A 23,835-nucleotide genomic window follows, 5' to 3' on the forward strand; every position below is an offset into this window, starting at 1 on the left:
GTAAATTAAGATTTTTTCAAAATCCCTTAAAATTTCTTTGTATTTATATCTCGCAAGATACTTTCTGATATATTTTTCACGGAACTAGAAATAGTTGCTGTTTTATTGGCTATTTCTACATTCTCGTGAGTGCTAGACATAATATCACCAATAGCACCATTTATATGCGAAATATCTGTAGTTTGCTCTCTAATAGATTCTCCCATATCATTAATACTTTGCACTAAGAGATTTGTATTAGCTTCAATCTCTCCTAAGCTCTTTTGAGTTCTCTCGGCTAATTTTCGCACCTCATCTGCAACAACAGCAAATCCTCTTCCGTGTTCTCCTGCTCTTGCAGCTTCTATTGCTGCATTAAGAGCAAGTAAGTTTGTTTGGTCTGCTATATCTCTAATGATACCTGTTACATTCTTAATATCCTCGCTCTGCTGCGTAACTTCAGTAGTTTTATCAGAGACACTATGCATTGTGCTTGTGAGCTGGTCTAAAGAAGCTGCTACTTGCTCTAAAGAACTCGCTTGAGAGTGAGAGCTTTTTGTCAGAGAATCCACCGCATCTTGAAGATCAGTGCTTTCATTAGAAAGAATATGAGCAAATTCGGCTCTTTGTTTGAGCATTTTTGTTATCTCATCACCCAAAAGATTAGCTGTGACTTCCATATGTCCTTTAGGGTCATCAATTCTTATTGTAAAATCAGAATCTCTATAACTCTCAAAAACACTATCAAGCTTATTTAAATCTGCGGTAATCTTGGTCTCTAAAAGCTCCAAAAGCCTATTGAGACTTGCTCTTAGCTCATTAAGCTGGGGGTTATTTGAAGTAGCTTGCACACGCACAGAGAAATCCCCTTGCTCTACATTTCTACATACTTCAAGAGATTCTTGGACGACTTTAGAATCTTGTTCTAAAAACTCTTGAGTAATTTGGATATTTTCATTTACAGAGCGGGCAATGACATCAAATTCATTTTGAGATTTTAGCGACTTAACAGGTAAAAGACAAACTACAGAAGCTTTATAATTGATAAAGTCAAAAAAGCTCTTTAAATTATCTTGAATGCCTTTGAGTGGCAAAAGCATTTTATTTATAATAAAGCCTAAAGTTAAAATAACGACTAAAATACTTAAAAGTGTGCTTATGATTTCCTCTTTTAAAAGTCTATTTGCAGAATCATTATAAAAATGTGATTCCATAATAGAGCAAACCATACTAAAATTCCCAAAACTACTGCACACAACTTTTTTCTTTAAATTATTGTCGCCTTGAACTTCAAAAAGACTATCGTTTTTAAGCAAGCTTGGATTTAACTTTATAGCTTGTGAGATATTTTTACCTAAGACCGTCTCTGTGCCAATTTTACTCACATCAGTATGCAAAAACACTAAACCTTCTTTGCTATAAACATAACTTTGTATATTCTCTGATGAGCCAATAGGCAAAACAGAATCTATAAGTTTTGATATTGAATCATCTGTGGCAATAACCCCTAAAAATTTCTTATTCTTATCATACATTGGCAAAGCATAACTCAAAGAGAGATTCCCACTTGAATCTACATAAGGAGGTATAATAGCAAAATCTCCTCGTTCTTTAGCCATTTTATACCAATTTCTCTCCTTGACATTATATCCAGTTTCAAGAGAGAGTATTTTCCCATTTGAGCGGATATTCTTACCGCTCTCCTCCAATCCCACATAGGTTAAATCAAGCCCTGCAGATTGCCTTAATATCTCAAAGAAATAAATCATTTCAGAATCATTTAAGGAGGTTTTAACCAACACATTACTTGCTGCAACAAGCACTCTTTTTTGTCTTTGAGCATAATTTTCTAGTGCGTTTAAGAATGCGTGGTTGGTTACAATTTGTTGCATTTTAAGGTCTTCGTGTGTGAGTGTTCTAAGATTATAATAACTTATACAACTTGTTACACCCAAAATCAAAATGATTATGAAAACAACAAAAATAGTAAGCTTTTGCCTTACCGTTCCATTAAAAAGTCTCATAATACTTGTTTCCTCCTTTAAAGTTATAGTAAAATTATAAGCTCTATGTTGTTAAACTAAAATCATTAGAAAATAACGAATAAGTAAAATCGGACTATAATAAAAAAACTATAAAATCTAACTTTAATTTTTGCCCAAATTCTACAAAAAAAAAAAAAACGAAAATTTTCCTATTTATATTTTTGATTTATATCAAAATAAAATAGAAAAGGAATATCTTTTGCTTATAAGCGTTTAGAAATTTACACAAAGGGGCTTTATGCAAAGTGGATATTATAATACCACGGGTGGTATGGTAACGCAATTTAACCGCCTTGATTTGATTTCAAATAACCTTGCTAATCTCAATACCACAGGCTTTAAGCGTGATGATGTTGTCATTGGCGACTATCTAAGACTTTTTGAAACACATAAAGAGCAACTTCCCATAGAAGACCACACACGCAAAGCTGCTAAATTCCTCAATCGCACAATGGATAGAGTGCCAATTATTAGCGAAGAATATACTGATAGAAGCATAGGAAGTCTTGCACAAACAGATAATACGCTTGATTTTGCCTTGCAACATCAAAATGCTTTTTTTGTTGTAAAAACCCCTGATGGAATCCGCTATACACGAGATGGAAATTTTCATATTGACGCTGATGGACATATTGTGAGTAAAGAAGGGCATCTTGTGCTTAGTCGCGATGGATTGGAAGAAGGAGAGGGTATTTCTGTCCCCACAGGTATGCACCTAGAGAGCGATAATAGCGGTAATCTTTATTTAAGAAATATTAATAATGACGCCATTGCGGAGCAAATCAATATTGGCGCACTTGCCGTAGTGGGATTTGAGAATCCGCGTTATCTTAAAAAAGTCGGTAAAAATTTTTATGAATATCCAGAGGAACGTTTGGAAGAACGCGATATTTTGCAAAATAATGGTATCATTGCGCAAGGTTTTTTAGAAAAAAGCAATGTCAATGCCGTGCAAGAGATGACTTCCCTCATTGAAACAAATCGTCTTGTAGATATGTATTCTAAGGTAATGAAAAGCCATATGGACGAACTTAACGCAGAAGCCATTACCAAACTTGCAGTGCGCGCTTAAAATTGATTCATTAATAATATGGAGTATTTATGCAAGGACACAGCCAAGCAATTAAAGAATTGCTGAACTGCTTTGAATACATTAAACGTTATCACACAGACATACTTGATTCCATAGCTATTATGCTTGAGATGTTTTGGCTTAAGCGGCATTCTCCTGCATTTATTCAATCCCTCATTGCTCTTGCTGCCAAACGAAAGCCTATTTATGAAGAATGCACAAACGCGTTAAAAGATGCGCTCGGAGAGGAGCTTTATATACCGCTTAACCCTCATTCTAATGTATTGAAGATTCTCAAAGTCATTATGGCAAATGATACTTCAAATCATACAATAGAGGAATTTTTGCATATTATCACGCAAAAAAAGACAACGCATAAGCTGTTTTCTTACTCTACCCCACTTGAAATTAATGAGCTTCTTGTAGGATTGCTTGATATTAAAGAATCTCAAAGCATATATAATCCGTGCTATGGCACAGGAAGCCTATTTTTTGCGATTGCTAATTATGCACATAGTTTTGAGCTTTATGGCGAAGAGTTAGAATCAAGCCTAGCACGGATTGCTAAAATTATTTGCAAGATTTTAGATTTAAATACGCAACATTTGATTTTAAATAATATTCTCAAAAATGCTCAATTTAAAAATCAAAAATTTGATAAAATCATCTGTAATCCACCACTTGATAGTCATATAGGCACACAATTTTTAAAAGAGGACGAGCGATTTGCCACTTATGAAGCACTTATTAAAACGTATCCTGAACTCCTTTTCTTAATTCATTCGCTCTCGCATCTTAAAGATAAAGGTGTATTTATCCTGCGCACACAAACACTACTCAAATCCTCACTTGAAGGCAGACTAAGAGAAAAACTTTGCGAAGAAGGCTTGATAGAATCTATTATTGAATTGCCAAAAAATATTTTTCCTCATCAAACACACGAATTTTCAATTATCGTGCTCTCTCCAAATAATCGTGCAATTTTACACATTAATGCAAATGCACCACATTTTTATCATAAAGATGGCAAATATAACCGCTTAGTTAATCTTAAAGAGCTGCTTAACATTTATAGACATAAATATGTTGGCACATATTCCTCCCTCACGCCTTTAAGTGAAATTGACCCACACGATTTGCGCGTTGCGCGTTATATCCAAGAACCCCAATCTAGCAGAAAAAATCATACGCTACTGGGCGCACTCAATATCAATGTATTTCGTGGGCAACGCGTGTATGGAAGTGCAAAAGATGAGAAAATTACTTATTTTGATTTGGGCATTGCTGATTTTATGGATTTTGGCTTTTCTGATGAGCTTTCCACCCAACGACTTAAGGGCGATAAAAGCAAGATTGAAAAATATCAGCTTAAACCTTATGACATTGCCTTATCTATTCGTGGCACGACACCTAAATTCACTATTTTAAGCCCAAAGCTTAAAAATAATAAGGTAGTAGCAAATGCAGGCATTATCATTATGCGCTCTCCTACCCCAGAAATTGCCATAGGACTTTATTGTTACCTTTTCTCAACGCAAGGGCAAAAAGCACTTGGCAAGATTTATGAGCGTAATCTTGGTAGCATTAATCCACCTGATTTAGAGCAACTCGCTATCCCCGATGATTTTTGCGCTAATGCACAAGAAACTTTCAGGCAGATTCAAAGTTATGCAAAAGAACTGAAAGTGCTTCAATCTAAACTCCAAGCATTAAGGGGCTAAATGCAAGAACTGAAAGTGCTTCAATCAAGATTTACAAATATCACTTATGGGAAAAATGTTACATTAGTGCAGCCAAGTAATCTTTATGGTTGCACACTTGAAGATGATGTGTTTGTGGGTCCATTTTGTGAAATTCAACGCGATGTATTTATCGGCAAACGCACGCGTGTGCAATCTCATAGCTTTATCTGCTCTCTCGTGCAGATTGGGGAAGATTGTTTTATTGGGCACGGCGTGATGTTTATTAATGATAGATTCTCACTTGGCACTCCCGCTCCAAATGCTACAATGTGGGAACATACACGGATTGGAAACCGCGTGAGTATCGGTTCAAATGCGACAATTTTGCCTGTATCTATTTGTGATGACGTAATCATCGGTGCGGGAGCAGTGATTACACGCTCTATTACGCAAAGTGGATATTATGCAGGAAATCCTGCACGTTGTATTCGCCCACTTAATCCTACTTTTACGCCAACACAATCGCCCAATCCAAACACAAAAGATAATCAATGAAGCCCTCTTATCCACAGCATATTGCAGTGATTATGGACGGCAATGGACGTTGGGCAAAAAAACAGGGTAAAAAACGCACACAAGGGCACAAAGAAGGTGCAAAAATTGTCCGAGATATAACGCAATGGTGTGCAGAAAAAGGGATTCCATATCTCACGCTCTATGCGTTTTCTACCGAAAATTGGAAACGCCCCAAAATTGAGGTGGATTTTTTAATGAAACTTTTAGAAAAATATTTGCACGATGAAAAACCAGTGTATATGAAAAATCATATCCGATTCCGGGTCATTGGAGATATTAGCGTTTTTAACACACGCCTTAAAAATGCTATTTTAGAGCTTGAACACGCCACGCAAAACCACACAAAACTCACGCAAATTCTCGCTCTTAATTATGGCTCTCGCGATGAAATTGCGCGCACTTTTATTAAACTTGCTCATACGCTCACCCCGCACACTCTTGCATCGCTTAGTAGTCAAGATATAATTTCTATGATTAATGCCAACCTTGATACAGCCACGCTGCCCGATGTAGATATGCTAATACGAACAGGTGGCGAAAAACGTATCTCAAATTTTATGCTTTGGCAGGCAAGCTATGCCGAACTTTTTTTCACACCTACTTTATTTCCTAGCTTTGGTAAAAATGAACTTAATGCTATGCTTGAAGAATTCTTGCAACGACAGAGACGATTTGGGGGCGTAGAATAATATCTTTATGTTTTATTTGCAAAAAAGTGCTAAAACTTCGCTGTATATAACCATATCTTCTATAAAAATTAAGGATATATAATGGATTTACAAACTCTTAAAAAAGCCTATCCCAAAGCTCTACCTTACCACATTGGCGGCAAAGTTGGTATTCAGCCTCGCAAAAGATTACGCTCTATTGATGAACTAGGATTAGCCTATACACCCGGCGTCGCTGTGCCTTGTAAGCAGATTGAGGCTAATCCTTTAAGCGCATATGATTACACTTCAAAAAGCAATCTTGTTGCAGTTATTAGCAACGGCACAGCAGTGCTTGGACTCGGCGATATTGGAGCTATGGCAAGTAAGCCCGTTATGGAGGGAAAAGCCATTTTGTTTAAAACTTTCGCAGGAGTTGATGCCTTTGATATTGAGATTAACGAAAAAGATGTGGATAAATTTGTCGCTGTAGTTAAGGCGATTTCGCCCACATTTGGTGGCATTAACCTAGAAGATATTAAAGCTCCGGAATGCTTTGAGATTGAGCGAAGACTCATTGAAGAGCTTGATATTCCTGTAATGCACGATGACCAACACGGCACAGCAATTATCTCTACTGCAGGAATTATCAACGCCTTGCACCTTGTAAATAAAAAAGCAAAGGATATTAAGGTTGTCGTATTTGGTGCGGGAGCTGCAGCTGTGGCGTGTGCAAAAATGTATAAAGCATTTGGCGTGAAAAATCTTGTAATGTTTGATTCTAAAGGTGCAATTAGTGCAAATAGAACCGATTTAAATGATTTGAAAAAAGAGTTTATCTGCCAAGAGAACTATGCCTCATATAAAGACGCGCTTAATGGCGCAGATGTAATGCTTGGGCTATCAAAGGGCAATTTATTAAGCGGAGATGATATTAAGGGAATGAATGAATCTCCCCTCATTTTCGCACTAAGTAATCCTACGCCAGAAATTATGCCCGATGAGGTGAAAAAAGCACGTCCTGATGCAATAGTTGCCACAGGACGCAGTGATTTCCCCAATCAAATTAATAATGTGCTTGGATTTCCCTACATCTTTAAAGGTGCGCTTAAAGTGCGTGCGAGCAAAATTAACGAAGAAATGAAATTTGCCGCAGCTTATGCAATCGCTAATCTTGCACGTGAACCAATCACCGAAAAACTTGAAAAACTTTTAAAGAAAAAAATGAGTTTTGGCAAAGAATATATTATCCCCTCTGCCTTTGATGAAAGACTTGATGATGTCGTCTCAAATGCCGTAGCAGATGCAGCGATAAAAAGCGGCGTGGCAAGGGTGTAAAGCAAAAAACGAACTATTTTATATCGGGTTTTTGTGGAGCTTCCCATTTTCACAGGCTCAAATTGTTTGATACGCTCCACAGGATAATTATAGTGAAGTATGAGTTTGAGAAAACTCAAGGTTTGCACTTGCTCTTCGGGATTGGTATATTTGCGTTTTTTGCTTTGATAGGTATAAGTAACATATTCTTTATTTTCATCAAAAGCAATCAAGCCTTGCTTAATCTCTTCTTTAATTAATTCTTCTTGCATTATGCTTTAACCTCCTTGATTTTCCAACCTTACAAAGTAATAAGATAATTTTTGCCCTTAATTACACTTTAATCCACAATTAATAAGCAGATTGCTAAAGCCACTTTTAGCAATATTCCCTTGATGAAAATCCTTGATTTTCACGCCCAAATAGCAATCCTCTAGCTTAGAATAAAATGCTTTTTTGTAATCCATACGCAACACTCCCTTATGCCTTTACTTTGCTGTATTTTAGCGATATTGGGCTTAATTTCTTATTGGATTGTTTTTTGAATTTGAGTGCAAGTTTTACGCAAAATAAGGAATAATCTTATACTCCATATCGTTTTCTTCCAAAAATTTTTTTACCCCATAATCCACATTTTCACAACTCGTTACAAACACTCGGCGAACACTTCTTTTAGCAAAAATCTTTTGATTTTGCTCTAAGTATGCTGTACAATCGCCTAAAAAGATTCTTAAATGCTCCTGCTTCACTTGCGAACGCTCCCAATTCTTGCACTGAATCAAAAGTGCCTCTTTACCTTTATATGCAATGATGTCAATGCCTTTATCGCGCCGACCCTCCTTAAGTCCTTTAGGATATACCTTGTAACCCTGCTGTTTATAATGCCTAACAATTTGCAATTCGTATTTATCGCCTTTTTGTTTATTATGTCGTGCATTATTAGAATCTTTATTCTCTCTGTAAGCATACATCGTGCGCTTTTTAGAAAAGAACACATAACGTAATAATTTAAACAATACACCCACAAATGTCTCCTTATTCCTCTAAATACTCAAATGCCACAAACACCATTAAGTAAGTTTCACCCTCTCCCATCTTCTAGCACTTTAGATTCTCCATCTGTGCCACTAATAAATTTTCAATAAAAAAACATTTTGTATTGTAACTTAATGTTTTAGTTCTTTTCAATATTTTTATTCAACCTTTAAATAACCCTTGAAATCCTTGCCTACAAGCTCTACAAGATTTTTAATAATTTTTTGTTGATATTTGTCATAATCCCTAATATTAGCACCCACATATCCAAACCATACTTGAGTTTTTTTACCTCTGTTATCCTTACAAATGATACTCACTGCAATTTTTTTTGTTACTATTGGGATAGTATATATATTTGTATTTGGCGTGGTTATGCTAGTATATTTACCTGATATATATGCCGTGCTTGTATTATATGTGGTGTAGCTCCCAGTGTATTGAGAAGAAGAAGTATCTAAAGAAAAAACAAGATAGCAGTTTGTTGATTTGGTTTCTAAATTAAATCCATTAATTTGAAAACCATATTCAACCATTGTTTCAGCCAGTGATAGTGCAAACTTTTTATCTGTGATGCTTGGCATTTCATCTGTGTAGATGGTAAGTGGTTCTTGCTTATTAAAGGTAATTTGAGGGTCTATTTGCGTTGAATAATAAGCTTTAGCAGAACAGCCATTAATAAATAGACCAGAGAGCAATATGCTTATGATAATCCAAAATCTTTTAGTGGAATCTAACATTTTTCTCTCCCATCTTCTAGCACTTTTGCTTCTCCATTAGATTCTATTTCCAACACGACATAAGGAAGCCCTTGCTTGTTTAGCTCACTCATAAAGAAGTCGGGGTCGTTTTGTTCCATATTCCACACACCACTGCCATTTTTAGAATCCACGCCTTGCGCCTCACCTCCCTGTGGCATATCTTTATTAAGCTCCAAACGCTCGGCATTGTAAGATTTCACATTAGAATCTAAAGAATGTGTATCTTGCTTAAGATTTGCAGGTTGCGCCGAAAAATCCGATTGAGATAAGGCTGTGCGCCTATCGATTGAGGATTTTTCAAGCTCCTGCGAAGATTGAGTAAGAGACACATTCTTGCTTGCCCCAACGCCCCATTTACCCTCGCATATTAGCTTCGCCCCAATCATCGCAGGCACACCTGTGGTATAGCTCACACCTTGCGCATTCACTTCCGCGTAGCATTTCTCGTGCTCACACACATTATAAATATAAATCGTGCGCTCCTTGCCCTCTTTCACGCCCTTAATGTAGCAGCCGATATTTGTCTTACCCTTTGTGCGACTTGCCAAACTTGCAGGGTCGGGCAAAAGTGTCTTTAACACTTCTATTGGCACGATTTTTTGCCCCTTATGCTCTATGCTATCCACGCGCAAAAGCCCGACATTCTCCAAGCACTTCATATGCGTGAGGTAACTCTCGCCAAAAGTCATAAAAAAACGGATTCTTTTCAATCCTTTGATATTACGCACAAGCGATTCTAGCTCCTCGTGATAAAGTAAATAGCTGTTTTTCACACCCACTTCGGGATAATCCCACTCTTTCATTAGCGCAAGAGGTGGAATATCGCGCCACTCACCATTAAAATATGACTCATTTTTCAAATCCTGCGTGTTAGATTCCAATTTAAAATGCTTCTCTTTAGCCTCAAATTTGCGATAAATGCTATCACGCGAGAGGTCAAAGTTTTGTGCATATTGACTTTGAGAATCTTTTACCCAAAATCGCGCTTTCGAGCTGACTTCACGCAAGTTTATCTCGGGATTAAAATTTGTCGCAAAGGCGTATCCGTGGTCTCCTGCGTTGCAATCCAAAATATCAATGCTATGAATCTCATCAAAATAATGCTTCTGCGCATACGCACAAAAGACATTTGTAACGCCCGGATCAAAGCCACTGCCAAGCAGTGCGTAAATCCCCGCTTCTTTGTAGCGCGTGTCATACGCCCACTGCTCTTTATACTCAAAATGTGCGGAATCGGGGTGTTCATAATTTGCAGTGTCTAAATAATGCGTCTTTGTGTGCAAACACGCCTCCATAATGCTCAAGTCCTGATAGGGAAGCGCGACATTCACCACAAGCTTTGGGCGGTATTTATTAATCAAAGCCACAAGGGATTCCACATTATCCGCATCAACTTCATCAATCTCAATTTCGCCTAAACCCTTAGCGCGGATAGAATCTGCGATTGCCTTACATTTACTAAGTGTGCGCGAAGCTAAGATAATACGTGAAAACACCTCGCGATTTTGCGCCATTTTGTGCGCGACAACGCCCCCAACTCCCCCTGCTCCGATTTGTAAAACAACAGCCATAATCTCTCCTTTGTATGATATCATCGTTACTTTATACGTCATTATACACCAAATCCTTGAATCTAGCTAAATTTCACCGCTACAGCCCTAGATTCTGTAATGTTTATGTTATGATTACATTTTATCTTTAGCCAAAGGATATGTATGCTTCTCTCACTTGCCATAGATACCGCATTTAAAGGCTATCTTAGCCTACAAAATACCATAGAAAACGATTTTGAATTAAATGGCATTGCCCCTTTAGAATCTGCCACACCCACACAAATAAGCTATATAGACCAAGATAAATACTTGAGTAATCTTACAGATTCTCAAGCGGGTGCTGTTTTTATCCGCCCTCACTTGCTTGATAAAGTTCCTTCACATATTCAGCCTCTTGTAGTAGAGAATCCCCATCTTGCTTTTGCCTTGCTTTCACAGCTTTTTGCTGCGCCTTGTTTCACGCTCACCACTCAAAATCCCCGTACAAATAATATTCAAATAGGTGCAAATGTCGTTATTGGCGATAATGTCAGCATTGGGGAGCATAGCATAATTATGCCAAATGTCGTTATTGGCGATAATGTCAGCATTGGGGAGCATTGTAAAATTTATCCTAATGTCGTCATTTATCGCGATAGTATTATTGGTAATCGTGTAAATATCCACGCAGGAAGCATAATAGGCTGTGATGGCTTTGGCTATGCGCATACAGCAGAAGGAAAACATATTAAAATTGAACATAATGGGCGCGTTGTTATAGAAGATGATGTGGAAATTGGTGCAAATAATACTATTGATAGGGCTGTATTTGGGCAAACGCTTATAAAGCAAGGGGCAAAAATTGACAATCTTGTGCAAATAGGGCATAACTGCGTGGTTGGAGAGCATACTCTCCTTGTCTCACAAGTAGGGCTTGCTGGCTCAACTACTACCGGGCGTAATGTCATAATGGGTGGACAAGCTGGCACAGGAGGACATATTCATATTGGTGATTTTGTGCAAGTCGCTGGACGCGGAGCAGTAGGTAAAAATCTCCCTCCACATACCAAATGGGGCGGACACCCGCTTATGGAACTCAATGAATGGATGAAATTCTATGTTTCATTGCGTAGATTGATAAAAAAAGATTCTAAAAAGCTATAATGAAACTAAAAATATCATTGTCTTAAAAGGATACCGAATGAACAAATGGAATAACTTTGATACAAGCTGGATAATTTCTCTTTTTGGAACAGCTGTGGGTGCTGGGATTTTATATCTGCCAATTAAAGCAGGTGGAGGGGGAATCTGGCCTGTAATAGCAATGTGTTTTATTATATTTCCTATGGTTTATCTTAGCCATCGCGCACTTAGTCGTTTTGTATGTCAAGCAAATGGTAATGATAAAGATATTACATACGCCGCTGAAGAATATTTTGGTCGCAATGTAAGTATATTTATCTCAATTCTCTATTTTTTTGCAATTTTTCCTATTTGTCTCGCATATTGCGTAGGCATTACAAACACATTTGAAAGTTTTATTTATCATCAGATTCTCCCACTTGTCAATGAAAATCACCCGGCAGTTGCTCCACTTGGGACTTTAGCTGGATTTATACAAGACATTTATTACGACCCATATAGTTTTCTCCACCAAAGCGAATCTGGAGCACTCCTTAAACTTAAATCTGAAAATTATGCTACTTTGCACCCATTTTGGCGAGCTGGGCTTGTTTTTATCTTGGTAAGTGCTTTTATGCTTATTATGCTTTTTAGTGAAAAACTTATCATAAAAGTGTGCCAATGGCTTGTATATCCTCTTTGTGCTATTTTATTTATATTTTCACTCTATCTTATTCCCCAATGGAATCTTGAAAGCATTACATTTGTACCCGATATAGAAGATTTTTTGATAATTGTATGGCTTACACTTCCCGTGCTTGTATTTTCTTTTAATCACTCTCCTGCTATTTCTACCTTTGCGCTAAGTGCTAAGCGCGAATATGGAGCAGATGCTATCATAAAATCAGATTCTATACTTTTGCGCACTTCAATTATGCTTCTTGTCTTTGTAATGTTTTTTGTCATCTCTTGTGTGCTCTCTCTTACACCACAAGAGCTTATAGAAGCTAGAGCACAAAATATCCCCGTGCTCTCATATTTTGCCAATAAACTTGATAATCCATTGATTTCCTATGGTGGTCCTTTGATTGCATTTTTGGCAATTTCTAGTTCATTTTTTGGGCATTATTTTGGTGCACGTGAGGGTGCATATGGCATTGTAAGGAAATGTTGCAAAATTGCGGGAAACAAAGAGCCAAATCTCAAACTTATTGCAGCAATATGCACATTTGTAATGTATGTTATTATGCTTATTACTGCCTATATCAATCCAAGCGTTTTAGGGTTTATTGAGGATTTAGGAGGTCCGATTATTGCAGCTATCCTTTTTCTTATGCCTATTATTGCTATTTATAGCGTATCTAAGATGAAACAATTCAAAAACCCAGCTCTTGATGCTTTTGTCTTTATAACAGGGCTTTTAACAATATTTACTATTACTTATAAGCTCATATTGTAAGATATTTATTTGGATTCTTGATTCTCTAAATGTGTGATATTAAACACAATAAATTTATAGCACACATATATAATGCCAATCCACAAAATAAGCATAAAAATTGAAGTAAGCATATTATCTCCTTTGTTTTCAATAAGTATGAGAATCTGCTTGCATCTCGTCTCGAGTAATCTTTACTCTATCCATTGCACGCCATACATACACAATATATGCCAACACAAAAGGCACAAGCAAAGACACATAACTCATCACAGAAAGCGTATAATAGCTTGAGGAGGCATTTTTTATATGAAGAGAGCTTTGCAAATCAGCGATTGAGGGATAAAATGCACTCTGTCCCAAACCCACATTTAAAAATACTGCCATTACCACAATTACACTGCCCATACCAAGCGGGAAAATACCCTTTTTACTCTGTGCAAAAACATTAAGATATATTCCCCATAGCACCAAACCCACACCAACGCATAATCCCACAATTAAATAAGGCATAGAAAAGAAATTATGCAAATACACATAAGGTTGCAATGTTACACCCTTTGAATCCACATAAAAACCCTCTTTAGAGCAAATCCACATTAAAAATCCAAGCACACAAGGCAAAAATGCCACACTTGAGAGTAAAATGACTTTTCTTGCGCGTTTAGCTATCTGCGTATCATCAATATTGTTTAAAAAATAGCTCGCCCCTAGAATCTGACTTAAAAACACTAATGCCAAACCAAGCAAATAGTTTGCAGGCTCAAGCAATGCCTCTAATCCCCGACTTACCATACTCCATTCAACAAAATTATGTTCATCAAGCACAAAATGAGAGCCACTAAAAAATGTGCTAATAGCCACACCAATCAAAAATACACCAAATACGCCATTAATCCACAAAAACGCCTCATACACCTTTGAACCTAACAAATTCCCTTCTTTTTTGCGATATTCATAGCTCACAGCTTGGATAATAAAACAAAATAAAATAGTGAGCCATACCCAATATGCCCCGCCAAAACTCGTGCTATAAAATAAAGGAAATGCGGCAAAACAAGCTCCACCAAAAAGCACCAAAGTAGTAAATCCTAATTCCCATTTGCGCCCAAGCGAGTTAATAAGCATTGTTTTCTCCAGCTCATCTTTGGCAACCACGCAAATGAGGCTTTGCCCACCCTGCACAAAAAACATAAATACAAGTAGCCCTCCAAGCAAACTGACAATAACCCACCAATATATTTGCAATTCGTCCAAATCAAGTCCAAAAAACATTATTTACCCCCTTTTACACTTTCTAGAAAAACGATTTTGCGTTCTTCTTCAAAACCCTTTCTAATGCTACTCACCATAATGCCAATTTCGGCACAGAGCAATAATGTAAAGAGAAAAGCGAAAAGAAAAAATGAAATTTGTATATTTACACTTGAAAGCTTAGTGGCTGCAACACCAACAGGAAGTAAGTCCTGTATTGCCCAAGGCTGCCTTCCTACTTCAGCAACTATCCACCCTGCCTCTGCGGCAATATAACCAAAAGGTATAGCAATCACACATAGCCATAGAATCTTAGGGAATCTCTCTATATTATTTGCCATTGCCAAATACAATACAATGATAAAAAGCACAAAAAATACGCTACCCAACGCCACCATTAAATGAAAACTATAAAATGTCAAGGCAATAGGTGGTATTGCTTCTTCAGGCTGTGATAAATAACCATAGCCAAAATTTGGCATATGAGATTCTAAAATCCCGCGAGTAAGATTCATACGCACATTATCATTTTGCACCTTTGCTTCTTTGTAGTCTTTGAGTGCTTGTAGGGCGATTTTGCCACTATGGATTTTAGAATCTATACCTACTATGTCTTTTTCTTTATTGCCATAAAGCAAATCGTTAATGCCCGGAACAAAACTATCAGGGCTACGATTACCCAAAATAGAGAGTGCATAGGGAATGGTAATATCAAATAAAAATACTTCTTTGTCATCGCCGGGCTTTTTGTTTGGATTAAGAATGCCAAACGCAGTTATTCCTGCACGATGTTCGCCATCATAGATTCCCTCCATTGCGGCAAGCTTCATCGGTTGATGTTGTGTTACACGATAAGCACTCTCATCACCACTGAAAAACAAAAATATTGAAGTTATAAGCCCAAAACTAGCTCCCACAACCAAGCTTTTTTTCGCCTCAATACGAAATCGCCCATTAAGGAGATATAAGGCAGAAATCCCCATAACAAAAAGAGCAGAAATGACATACCCACTTGCTGCTGTGTGGAGAAATTTTGATATTGCCACAGGTGAGAGGGCAACCTCCCAAAAATTACTCATCTCATTGCGCGCCGTATCGGGATTAAAAATCGTGCCTATGGGATATTGCATCCAACCATTTGCTACGAGAATCCAAAATGCCGATAAATTGCTTCCAATCGCAACAAGCCAAGTAGATAACAAATGGAATCCCTTAGAAACCTTATTCCAGCCAAAAAACATTACAGCAAAAAATGTAGCTTCCAAGAAGAATGCCATAATGCCCTCAACTGCCAAAGGAGCACCGAAAATATCGCCTACGAACCAAGAATAATTTGCCCAATTTGTGCCAAACTCAAATTCCATAATAATGCCTGTTGCCACGCCAATAGCAAAATTAATCGCAAAAAGTGTGAGCCAAAAACGTGTAATTTTGCGCCATTGTGGATTGCCACTTTTGACATAAATGCTCTCCATAATCGCGATAATAAAAGAAAGTCCCAAAGTCAAAGGCACAAACAAAAAGTGATATAACGCTGTAAGAGCAAACTGCGCTCTTGCCCAATTCACGCTTGATAATTCATTTACCATATCCATAATATTTCCTTAAAATCTAAGTTGGTTTAATACGAAGTGAGATTCTCTAATACAAAATGACTTTTTTGTTCATCATCGCCTATATGAGAGAGAGTTTTATCATAAACAAATACCTTAAGCACAGCAAAAATAACTAAAAGTTTGATAACAATAATCTTCCAAAGCACTTTACCAAGTTTTAGATTCTTAAAACCATCAATATAAAACATTAATGCTTTTCTCAAAAATCCCACATAAACTCCAATTACGATAAAATAACAAAAGTCGGATTTTATCAAATTTTATATATCTTTCCTTACATAAAATGTGCTTTTTTGTAAAATTTTTACGGCATTTTGAGTGATAATTATTAATTTATTTTACTTTTGGTATTTTGATGTAAAATTACGCTCTACAAATAAATAAATGGGGACATCTTAATATGCCAATTTTGCAGCATTTTTTTGAGACTTTCCATAGTGCGCAACCACCGCTTCCTATGGAAAAAATACAAGATTCTATTTTTAATACGCTTTCTCCACAGGCTTTGAGCATTCTACTTTGCACCAATGAGCGCAATATTGCGTTATTTATGCAATGCCAAAGTTTTATAAAAATTTTAGAATCTTTGCACATATCACAAATAAATTCTCAATTAGATGCTTATGCTTCAAATGAAGATAAATCTATGATTCTTAGCGCGCTTTTAAAAGATGTATTTACCCTTCAAGCAACTATCATAGAATATAATCCACATTTCTTTGAGGAGCTTTTGCCATTTTTTATTCAGCTTAATCTTGCACATATCATTGATGATTTTGAACTTGATTTGTTTGCTTCGCTTAAAAATACTTTTTATTCTCAAAAAACATCACAAAAAGTAGATACAAAAGAAATACGAAGTCTTAAATCTCTTCATAGTGCCCTTGCTTTGCTTCATAACAACCTTTCACCTCTGCTTCCTCAAGAAACTCTTAAAAACTCACTTACGCACATAATGGAAAAATTAGAGAATCAACATTTTTCTATCGGTATTACAGGAGTGTTAAGTGCAGGGAAATCCACATTTTTAAATGCGCTTTTATCTCAAGAAATTTTAGGAAGCTCAAGTGTGCCAGAAACTGCCAACCTTACCATTTTGCGCTATGGAGAATCTGCAGGAGCAAGAGTGCATTTTTGGAGCAAAGAACAATGGGCTGATTTATGTGAGCAAAGCGCGTATGATACAAATCTTAAAGCCTTTATAGAAGAAAGTCAGGCTCATTTTGGCACACAATTAGACACATTTATTACCCAGCCACATACAACAAAAGACATTCAAACACACGAATTAAGCATTTATACTTCGGCAAATCATCAAAGTAAATTTTGCAATCTTATCCAAGAAGTAGAGCTTTTTACACCATTGTCATTTCTAAAAAATGGTGTAGAGATTGTTGATACACCCGGACTTGATGACCCAATCACAAAACGTGAAGAAATCACTCGCTCTTATATTCAACATTGTGATGTGCTTATCCACGTGATGAATGCAAGCTGTGCAGCAACGCAAGTAGACATTGATTTTATTTTAGAATCCCTGCTTGAACAAAACATCTCACGCCTACTTGTAGTGCTTACACGCATAGATTTGCTTACACCACAAGAGCTTGATTCTTCGCTTGAATACACCAAATCAAGCCTCATTGCCCAACTCAAAAAAGCACATTACAAAGGCGATATTGAATCCATTATCAATCGTATTGATTTTATTCCACTTGCGGGATATGCTGCACTGCTTTATCGCACAAATGCAGATACAAGCAACCTCTCTCTCACTTTAGAACAATGCGGTATCCTTAAGATAGAATCTTATTTACAAAAAATGCTTCTTGGTGAAGATAGCCTTAAGGCAAAAGATATGCTTTATCTCGCCTACAAAGCCACACTTAAAGTTGCTCAAGATACAGAAGAGATTATCAATTTAGAATCTTCTTTGTTAAATGCAAATGGCGAGGAGTTAGAGGAGCTTATTGCTCAAGATAAAGCACATAATGATGCCCTTATGCGCGAACTCTATGAGCTTGAAGAGCATCTTAGTGCCCTCCATAATGAGCTAAGTGAATTTCTTAAATCTCTTGAACTTTTTAGTGCAAATACTCTTAGTAAAGCTTCTATGCTCATCAAGGATAAGGTATTTAATGATATTATTTATGATTATACACGTGGAGCAAAACCTGATACAAATGCACTGCACAAAATGATAGAGCTAGGGCTTAAAGATTGTTTCGCCGATGTGGGGAGAGAGTATAAATATAAATTAGGCAAGAAAATTGCTCAACTTAAAAGCGCTATAACACTCTCAGAGGAGCTAGATTCTCCGCCTCCACATATTCATTTCCAGCTCAAAAACGCACAAATAAGTGCGATTACTCAAGAGTTACTTTCTGCACTTCCTTCGCTTGTGCGCTCTTTTAATAAATCTAGTCAAAATAAACTTAGCAACGCACTTGATAAACTTTTTGCAGATATGTTTAGCTCCTTTAGTGAGATTATTCAAAATAAAAACAAAGACATCGCAGCTCTGTTTTTAGCACATTTTCACGAGATTACTCAATGTGCTAAAAACCATATTCAAATGCAAATTGCTTATAAACAAGAAAGTCTCAACGCTGCTTTAGCCAAGCGAGAAAGTGGCGATACTCAAGCACTTAAAGATGCTCTTTACACCAAGCGAGAACAGCTTACAGGTATTATAAATGAACTTATGCAAGGTTTGCATAGTTTGCAATAATGAGATGAAAGGGTGCAAGAAACAATAATGGAACAAATAAGTGAAAATCTGCTAGAAAACTTTATTAACGAATATATCAGCGCAAAAAATCAGCTTTTGCAAGGAGGGAATCCTCTCTATGCTCTCATTGATAAAGCCCATTATGCGCTCAGTCAAATTGCCCCGCTAGATTCTCGTGCTACGCATACATTACAATCTCTCACTCAAAGCATTCAAGAACCAATGAAAGTGGCTATTATCGGGCAATTTAGTAGCGGAAAATCCACGTTTTTAAATGCACTTTTGGGCAAAAATATCCTGCCTAGTGGTATCACTCCCATAACTGCAAAAATATGCCATATTGTCTATGGACAAGATTATGCACTTGAGATTCACTACAAAAATGGCAATACTGCCACAAAAACACTCTCATACCTCAACGAAGTAAGTGAAGTCCAAAATGCCAAAATCGCCTTTTACAAGCTTTATGCGCCATTAGAACTCCTTAAAAAAATAAGTTTTCTTGATACACCCGGCTTTAACTCGCAAAATCAAAGCGATACAGATACTACAAATTCTATATTAGAAAGCGTTGATGGCATCATTTGGCTCACCCTCATTGATAATGTTGGCAAACACAGCGAAAAAGAAATTATCCTCTCCCACATTAAACGTTACGCAAGCAAAAGCCTCTGTGTCCTCAATCAAAAAGATAGGCTTAAAAATCAAGAGGAAATCAACATAAGCCTTGAATATGCTAAGAAAGCATTCAATGGACTTTTTGAGGAAATTATTGCCATATCTGCTAAAAATGCACTGCTTTCTTATGATGCTCCAAAAGAGCAAAGTGAGCATATGAGAGCAGATTCTCACATAGATTTTGTGCTTGATTTTCTCCATACACACATTGCTCCATTAGCTCAAGAATCTAAAAAACGCACGATTATTACGCAACTGCGCACTCTCGTACTTAGATATGCTCGTTTAAGTTTTCACGCGCATTTACGCTTTACTAAGTGTGAGACACTCCTTGCAGATTCTACTAAGTACTTCACAGAGCAATACCCTCAAAGTGCATTTTACAAATCATTCCCTACACTTTTTCATACTTTAGAATCCCAACTTGAATCACTTACTCAACACATTTACAACGCACTTGAAAAAACTCCCAAAGAGTTTGTGCGTGCTGATAAAAAATTTGGTATAAAAACACAAAATATACAAATAAAAGACATCACAACACTTCCTAGAGAGCGATTAAATCTTAGTTTATGCAATACAGATTCTACATTTGCAAGGCAATTTACCAAACTTGGTTTTGATATAACTGCCATAGGAGAACAATTTAATGCTCTGCTAAACGCACATATAGGGCATTTGAATGACAATATCATACAATGGTATGAAACATTTATTCCTACTTTGCAAAACTCACTTTTGCAAAAAACACTTAATGAGATAATGGGAACATATGATAACCTTATGCGTGAGCATTGTGAGAATCTTAACGCCCAATTAATGCTCGTTGCAAAAATCTTAACACTCAATTACCCACTAGCAATAAATCTTTGCCTCAATACAATAAGTTTAAAAATCCAAGAAGCCTTAGAAAAATACACCAAAACACCAGATACTTTGCCACTTTTTAATCCCACGCTTGAAAATATCCGCGATGAGCTCAATCTTGGCTTTCACTTCAACCTTTTACAAGAAAATCTTTTAACGCAACCACTGCATAAAAAAGCGTTGTGGCATTTTGAGCGAGAGGAAAAAGCACTTTGTGAGAAGCAATCTGCAATTATTGCAACTTATAAAGAGCAATACGCTCATCATTTTAAACAGCTTAAATCTTTGCTTCAAGCACTTAAAGATGTTTAAGATTAAATGAAAAAGATAATTTTTACTTTTCTCTGCACTCTCTCATTGTGCTGTTGTGATAGCCCACAACAAGCCTTCGAGCTTTTGCTCAATTATTCAAAATCTGAAACTTCATCTTTAAGATTACAATATCTCAAAGATGCTTTTGTGCTTTACCTGCAATGCACAAAAAATCCTTAAGTGATGAGGAATATAACTTTTAAAAAATCATATTGTGCCTCCACTAGATTCCATTAATGAAAACGCTTATCGGACAAAAAGTACAAGCCCATTTCAAAGCCTAGCCGTTGTGGAAAGCGAAATAAGAGAATCTTTAATCGCCAAAAGGGTTGAAGATTCTCAATACTCATCATATTTCTTTGCTCGTATATGGCGAGATATAACCCGTGATTAAGGGCAATGCGCTCTCCGGTGTTTCACGATATTTTCCTGTGGTAACTGAAATAGCATTCCTGTATATCTTGTAGGTTATGGAATGCACCTTGTAACAAAAAGAAAGTTAAAAATGTGATTTCAACCTCATATCAAGGATTCTTTTTATCGTTTTTTCACAAAATGCCACCAAAGAAAAATCACTGCACTTATAAGCAAAATTACGCCATTAACATTAAGCATAAAAGGTATGCCGCCTAAGCGCACAAGTGGCTGTGTGATAAAAGGTGAGCAAAATTGCCCCATAAAAACACTTGCAGATAAGAATCCTGCTGCCTTTGCACGCTCATATTCACTTGCTACACTTAGTAGCCACGAACTATTATTGACAAGAATAATCCCTAACCCCGAGCCTACAAGCACTAAAGCAAAAATAAGAATCTCATAGCTTTGAAACATTCCAATAAGCAAAAATCCGCCTCCAATAGCACTCAAAGAAATAAAATATAAGAGAAAAACACTTAATTTTGCACGAAGCCTTGCATAAAAAAGTGAAAGAATAGCTGTGCAAAGAGAGCTTACGGCTAAACTTATACCTATAAGATTCCCACTTTTATTGAGATTATGCGTGATAAAATGCGGAATTTGTGTGGGCATCACATAAAACATACTCATTGCATAAAATGAAAAAAGATAAATAGGTGCAAATTTGAAAAGATTAAAATTTACTGCCTTGACATCTGATTTGGACACGTTACGTTTTGGTTCAAAAAGCATTACAAGAGCTAAAATCAAGATGATAAAGCCTGAAAGATACACTAAAAAAGGATAACGCCAATCTATATCGCTTAACACACCACCCAATACAAGGAATACAGCGCCTCCACCTGCCATAAAAAAGCCTTGCAATCCTAAGGCTCTTTCCCTCTTCGCACCTTGATAGTAATCTCCAACAAGTGCACTTACAGCAGTCATAACAAACGCTGTGGCAATACCAAAAATTGCCCTTGATATGAGAATCCAATAAATACTTGCCTCCAAGAAAAATCCACACGCCCCACTTATGCTCCATAGTAAAATACTCGGATATAAAAATCGTAACCTGCCATAATTATCAAGCAAAAATCCACTAATGGGTGCAAAAATCATAATAAATAATGCAGGAAGCGTTAAAACTAAACGCGAAAGCATATCAATATGTGGTACATCTGCAAAATGTTCTTCAAAATGCGGCAGTGATGGTGCGATAATCGTCCCTCCAAGCACCGTCATTGAAGCAGTAGCAAAAAGTGTTACTTGAAACAAAAAAGTATCTGTAAGAGGTTGTTTTTGAGCACTTAAGTTATCTTTAGGCATATTATCTCCGAAACGATAAAATTAAACGCTATCTAAACTTTGCTGAATTTTGCTTTTCATATCTTCAATAATATTACGCGTTGTAGAATTTTCAGCGATTTCTTTTTTAATAGCTTTGAGCGCTTTACTTACCGAACTGTGATCTTTCATACCCAACTCTTTGGCAATTATGTTCATAGAGTTAATCATTAAAGAGTGTGCAAGATAAATAACTGCACGGCGTGCGAATGTAACCTTTCTATTGCGTTCTTTGGAGACAATTTCACTAGGTTTTATATTAAGCTCTTTACTGACAACTTTAATAATATTATCAAGAGTAATACCCTCAAGCTTTTCAATTTGATAGTTTTTAAGCACATTTTTGGCAATTTTTAGACTACTGCTCTCTGGAGAAAGATTAATATGAGCATTAATAGTAGAAAGAATCCCCTCAATCTGACGAATATTGCCATAAATATTTGAAGCAATATAGTCAATGACTTCATTTTCAAGCACAATACGATTAACTTCACATTTAGATTTAATAATGGCAATTTTGGTTTCAAGCTCTGGATTAGTAATTTCTGCCATAGCTCCCCACTCAAAACGCGTGCGCAATCTCTCCTCTAGTCCCTTAATCTCTTTTGGCGGCTTATCACTTGTCATTACAATTTGTTTTTGACTATTGTGCAAGGTATTAAAAGTATGAAGAAGCTCTTCTTGTATTCCTTCTTTGCCACCAAAAAACTGCACATCATCAATGAGCAAATAATCACACTTGCGATATTTATCCCGAAAACTATCCATTGTCTTGCGTTTGATTTTATCCATATAGTCATTAAGAAAATCCTCTGAAGTTACATAAAGCACATTTTTGTTTTTCTCTTTGACATCATTACCTATGGCATTAAGCAAATGTGTCTTCCCAAGACCTGACTTACCATAAAGTAATACAGGATTATAGGCACTTGCTTGCTGTTGCAAAACAAGTTTTGCTATCGTATAGGCATATTCATTAGATTTTCCCACAACAAAATTTTCAAAAGTGTAAAAAGGATTAAGAGATAAACCATTTGTATTAAAATAAAGCATACTTTTATTGTTTTTTAAACTTTTCACATTCTCTTTTTTTTCTTTTACTTTTATGTGAATTTCTGGACGCACACCATTATTGCTTTCCTCTTCAAATGCATCAATAATAGATTCTAGATGGTTACTTTTTATCCAATTCGCTACAAAAATATTTGGCACATAAAAAACCTTCATATCTGTTCTGGAGGCATTTTCATCGTATTCCATAAGCGAAATATAAAATTGATATTCAAACTCGGATAGCTTACTTTTAAGTTTCTTTAATATATTATCAATATGCAATTTATTTCCTGATGTGAAATGAAGAATTTTTAATTTCACTATGTGAATAAAATGTGAAAAAACAAAAATCCTTTTGATTTTTTAATTAAA

19 protein-coding genes and 1 pseudogene are annotated in these 23,835 nt (G+C 36.4%); 10 read left to right on the forward strand and 10 right to left on the reverse strand.

Annotation, left to right across the window (positions count from 1 at the left end):
• Window positions 1-26: 26 nt before the first annotated feature.
• The gene (locus HH_RS05325) at window positions 27-2,003 is read right to left on the reverse strand and encodes a methyl-accepting chemotaxis protein (protein ID WP_011115928.1); all 1,977 of its coding nucleotides are present in this window, start codon (window positions 2,001-2,003) and stop codon (window positions 27-29) included.
• 259 nt (window positions 2,004-2,262) lie between these two features.
• On the opposite strand from HH_RS05325, the gene HH_RS05330 reads away from it, so the two are divergent.
• The 5 genes from HH_RS05330 (at window position 2,263) to HH_RS05350 (ending at window position 7,339) form a co-directional block, all read left to right on the forward strand.
• Complete coding sequence (locus HH_RS05330; RefSeq protein WP_011115930.1) at window positions 2,263-3,096, forward strand: flagellar hook-basal body protein; 834 nt, start codon at window positions 2,263-2,265, stop codon at window positions 3,094-3,096.
• Between the two features lie 29 nt (window positions 3,097-3,125).
• Window positions 3,126-4,817: an N-6 DNA methylase gene (locus HH_RS05335; RefSeq protein WP_011115931.1), complete on the forward strand. Its 1,692-nt coding sequence runs from the start codon at window positions 3,126-3,128 to the stop codon at window positions 4,815-4,817.
• A complete protein-coding gene (locus tag HH_RS05340; RefSeq protein ID WP_011115932.1) occupies window positions 4,818-5,333 on the forward strand; it encodes an acyltransferase in 516 nt (171 codons plus the stop codon).
• Window positions 5,330-6,043 carry a di-trans,poly-cis-decaprenylcistransferase gene (locus tag HH_RS05345; RefSeq protein ID WP_011115933.1) on the forward strand — a complete coding sequence of 238 codons (714 nt, stop codon included), beginning with the start codon at window positions 5,330-5,332 and terminating at the stop codon, window positions 6,041-6,043. The genes HH_RS05340 and HH_RS05345 overlap by 4 nt, the downstream gene beginning before the upstream one ends.
• An 81-nt stretch (window positions 6,044-6,124) precedes the next feature.
• Entirely contained in the window at window positions 6,125-7,339 is a 1,215-nt protein-coding gene (locus HH_RS05350; protein WP_011115934.1) for a malic enzyme-like NAD(P)-binding protein, read from the forward strand.
• 308 nt (window positions 7,340-7,647) lie between these two features.
• Here the strand turns inward: HH_RS05350 and HH_RS09540 are convergent, their stop codons facing one another.
• From HH_RS09540 to HH_RS05365, 4 genes and pseudogenes are all read right to left on the reverse strand, one after another.
• Window positions 7,648-7,785, reverse strand: coding sequence for a hypothetical protein (locus HH_RS09540; protein WP_011115935.1), 138 nt, complete (start codon window positions 7,783-7,785; stop codon window positions 7,648-7,650).
• 93 nt (window positions 7,786-7,878) lie between these two features.
• Window positions 7,879-8,343 (reverse strand): restriction endonuclease, encoded by a 465-nt coding sequence (locus HH_RS05355; RefSeq protein ID WP_011115936.1) that lies wholly within the window; start codon window positions 8,341-8,343, stop codon window positions 7,879-7,881.
• Between the two features lie 168 nt (window positions 8,344-8,511).
• Complete coding sequence (locus HH_RS05360) at window positions 8,512-9,093, reverse strand: hypothetical protein (RefSeq protein WP_011115937.1); 582 nt, start codon at window positions 9,091-9,093, stop codon at window positions 8,512-8,514.
• A 365-nt stretch (window positions 9,094-9,458) separates the two neighbouring features.
• Window positions 9,459-10,706 (reverse strand): annotated as a pseudogene (locus HH_RS05365) (saccharopine dehydrogenase family protein); the annotation flags it as partial.
• A gap of 123 nt (window positions 10,707-10,829) precedes the next feature.
• On the opposite strand from HH_RS05365, the gene lpxD reads away from it, so the two are divergent.
• Window positions 10,830-11,810 carry a UDP-3-O-(3-hydroxymyristoyl)glucosamine N-acyltransferase gene (gene lpxD / locus HH_RS05370; protein ID WP_011115939.1) on the forward strand — a complete coding sequence of 327 codons (981 nt, stop codon included), beginning with the start codon at window positions 10,830-10,832 and terminating at the stop codon, window positions 11,808-11,810.
• 37 nt (window positions 11,811-11,847) lie between these two features.
• Window positions 11,848-13,227 carry a septum site-determining protein gene (locus tag HH_RS05375; RefSeq protein ID WP_011115940.1) on the forward strand — a complete coding sequence of 460 codons (1,380 nt, stop codon included), beginning with the start codon at window positions 11,848-11,850 and terminating at the stop codon, window positions 13,225-13,227.
• Window positions 13,228-13,356: 129 nt separating this feature from the next.
• Here the strand turns inward: HH_RS05375 and cydB are convergent, their stop codons facing one another.
• From cydB to HH_RS05390, 3 genes are read right to left on the reverse strand one after another with little or no spacing between them, the layout of a single operon-like run.
• Window positions 13,357-14,481, reverse strand: a complete 1,125-nt coding sequence (gene cydB / locus HH_RS05380) for a cytochrome d ubiquinol oxidase subunit II (protein WP_011115942.1) — start codon at window positions 14,479-14,481, stop codon at window positions 13,357-13,359.
• On the reverse strand, window positions 14,481-16,049 hold the full coding sequence (locus HH_RS05385; RefSeq protein ID WP_193328818.1) for a cytochrome ubiquinol oxidase subunit I: 1,569 nt from the start codon (window positions 16,047-16,049) through the stop codon (window positions 14,481-14,483). The genes cydB and HH_RS05385 overlap by 1 nt, the downstream gene beginning before the upstream one ends.
• Window positions 16,050-16,081: 32 nt before the next feature.
• Complete coding sequence (locus HH_RS05390) at window positions 16,082-16,288, reverse strand: DUF4492 domain-containing protein (protein WP_034365927.1); 207 nt, start codon at window positions 16,286-16,288, stop codon at window positions 16,082-16,084.
• Window positions 16,289-16,476: 188 nt separating this feature from the next.
• On the opposite strand from HH_RS05390, the gene HH_RS05395 reads away from it, so the two are divergent.
• From HH_RS05395 to HH_RS09440, 3 genes are all read left to right on the forward strand, one after another.
• Complete coding sequence (locus HH_RS05395) at window positions 16,477-18,807, forward strand: dynamin family protein (protein WP_011115945.1); 2,331 nt, start codon at window positions 16,477-16,479, stop codon at window positions 18,805-18,807.
• 27 nt (window positions 18,808-18,834) lie between these two features.
• Complete coding sequence (locus tag HH_RS05400; protein ID WP_041309089.1) at window positions 18,835-20,664, forward strand: dynamin family protein; 1,830 nt, start codon at window positions 18,835-18,837, stop codon at window positions 20,662-20,664.
• 214 nt (window positions 20,665-20,878) lie between these two features.
• The gene (locus HH_RS09440) at window positions 20,879-21,058 is read left to right on the forward strand and encodes a hypothetical protein (protein WP_011115948.1); all 180 of its coding nucleotides are present in this window, start codon (window positions 20,879-20,881) and stop codon (window positions 21,056-21,058) included.
• Window positions 21,059-21,201: 143 nt separating this feature from the next.
• Here the strand turns inward: HH_RS09440 and HH_RS05405 are convergent, their stop codons facing one another.
• Together HH_RS05405 and dnaA are read right to left on the reverse strand one after the other, a co-directional pair.
• On the reverse strand, window positions 21,202-22,392 hold the full coding sequence (locus tag HH_RS05405; RefSeq protein ID WP_011115949.1) for an MFS transporter: 1,191 nt from the start codon (window positions 22,390-22,392) through the stop codon (window positions 21,202-21,204).
• A gap of 21 nt (window positions 22,393-22,413) precedes the next feature.
• A complete protein-coding gene (gene dnaA / locus HH_RS05410) occupies window positions 22,414-23,745 on the reverse strand; it encodes a chromosomal replication initiator protein DnaA (RefSeq protein WP_034365965.1) in 1,332 nt (443 codons plus the stop codon).
• Between the last annotated feature and the right edge of the window lie 90 nt (window positions 23,746-23,835).

The organism is Helicobacter hepaticus ATCC 51449 (assembly GCF_000007905.1).
GTDB classification, from domain to species: domain Bacteria; phylum Campylobacterota; class Campylobacteria; order Campylobacterales; family Helicobacteraceae; genus Helicobacter_C; species Helicobacter_C hepaticus.